We start from the raw sequence: 1,687 nt of genomic DNA on the forward strand, positions 1-1,687 counted from the left end.
CCGCGGAACGAGAACCGCGACTCGGCCGTGAGCCGACGACGCGGAATCCGTTCCCGTATGTATTTTTCCTTCCCTGCGACTGTACATCATTACGAAACCAATAAATAGTGATGGATCCCTCTGGTTATGTGAGGCAGTACCACAATGGATGACTGGAGATCGGCTATCGGTAACGGCAGCGATCGGAGAAAGTTCCTGAAGGCAACCGGCGCGCTCGGCATCGCCGGCATCGCGGGCTGTACCGGCGGTGGCAACGGCGGAGACGGCGGAGACGGCGGCGATGAGGACACCGAGGCGAACGGTGGCGGCGGAGACACCGAAGAGAACGGCGGCGGTGACGGCGGTAGCGACTCCGTCAGCTGGACCATCGGCACGTCCGGCCCGGATTCCGCGACGCACGCGTCCGGCGTCGCGATGTCGCAGGTCATCTCGGAGAACTCCGACATGATCGACATGAGCGCGCAGACGACCGGCGGGACGGCCGCCAACCTGCCGCTCATCGCGAACGGTGAACTCGACATCGCACAGAGTACCTCGTGGGGCGTCGTGCAGGGGAACGCCGGCAACGCGCCGTACAACGAGCAGCTCTCGAAGACGATGACGCAGGTGCTCCCCTTCATGTCCATCGAGTACTTCCTCATCAAGCGGGACGTCGAGGAGCTCTCGGACATCGAGACCGTCTCGGACATCCCGCAGGACGGCTCGATCGACATGGCGTGGGGCAACCGCGGCGGGACGAACTACTTCGCGGGCGTCGACGCGTTCGAGCTGTCGGGCATCGAGAACCCCGAGGAGAAGTACAACATCAGCTCGATGGACTGGGGCAGCCAGAGCGCCGCGATCCGCGACGGCCGCCTCGACATCTGCATGGGCTACACCGTCAGCCAGGTGACGACGGTCGGCTGGGAGCAGGAGGTCGACGCGACGACGGACATCGACGTCGTCCAGTGGGAGTTCGACGAGTCCGACATCGCCGACTCGGGGATGCCCTACGTCTACCTCGAGTCGCCCGCCGACGTGTGGGAACAGGAGATCTCGGTCGACCAGGTCCCGTCGCTCGGCGTCGGGTACGAGACGGTGTTCCCGGCGGAGATCAGTCAGGAGCTCGCGTACGAGTTCGTCTCGGTCGTCAACGACAACATCGACCAGGTCCGGAGCGCAAGCGCCGTCCTGGAGGGCGCGGGGCCCGAGCTGACTCAGCAGCTCACGCTCGCGTCGCCCGACGCTCCGGTCCACCCCGGGGCCGAGCAGTTCATGAAGGAGGAGGGCCTCTGGAGCGACGATCTGACGACCCTCGAAGAGTACGAGTCGAACCAGTAATCCAGCACGGATCGACGGTCGATCCCCCGCTTTGATAACCCCTCACGTAGTTCGTTCCCCCGACGTGGCCCGAGCGGACACACATCACGACACATGACTGAGACAGCAGACACACAGACCGAACGAAGCCCCGCCGCACGCCGCCGGATGATCAAGTACGGCGTGTTGATCGTGCTCGGGGTACTCATCGCCGGGTATCACCTCAGCTACGTACGGACGTTCTTCGTCGAGCAGAACCAACACCGCCTGATCCACGTCGGGACGATGACCCTCGGGGCCGCGGTCGTCGCCTACGACGTGGACCCGCAGACGACCAAACAGCGCATCGGCAACTACATTGGCCTGCTGGAAGGGTTCGTCGGCGTCG

The 1,687-nt window shown here is 64.4% G+C and carries 1 protein-coding gene and 1 pseudogene; both read left to right on the forward strand.

What is annotated here, in order from left to right; all coding sequences use genetic code 11:
- The first annotated feature begins 144 nt into the window (after window positions 1-144).
- Complete coding sequence (locus AN233_RS06275) at window positions 145-1,320, forward strand: TAXI family TRAP transporter solute-binding subunit (RefSeq protein ID WP_080508388.1); 1,176 nt, start codon at window positions 145-147, stop codon at window positions 1,318-1,320.
- Window positions 1,321-1,413: 93 nt separating this feature from the next.
- Window positions 1,414-1,687 (forward strand): annotated as a pseudogene (locus AN233_RS06280) (hypothetical protein); the annotation flags it as partial.

It is taken from the genome of Haloparvum sedimenti, assembly GCF_001462205.1.
In the GTDB taxonomy this organism is placed as follows: domain Archaea; phylum Halobacteriota; class Halobacteria; order Halobacteriales; family Haloferacaceae; genus Haloparvum; species Haloparvum sedimenti.

Excerpts from the sequence above, each read along its gene's own strand:
- AN233_RS06275 (WP_080508388.1), top strand. The coding sequence starts at position 145 with ATGGATGACTGGAGATCGGCTATCGGTAACGGCAGCGATCGGAGAAAG.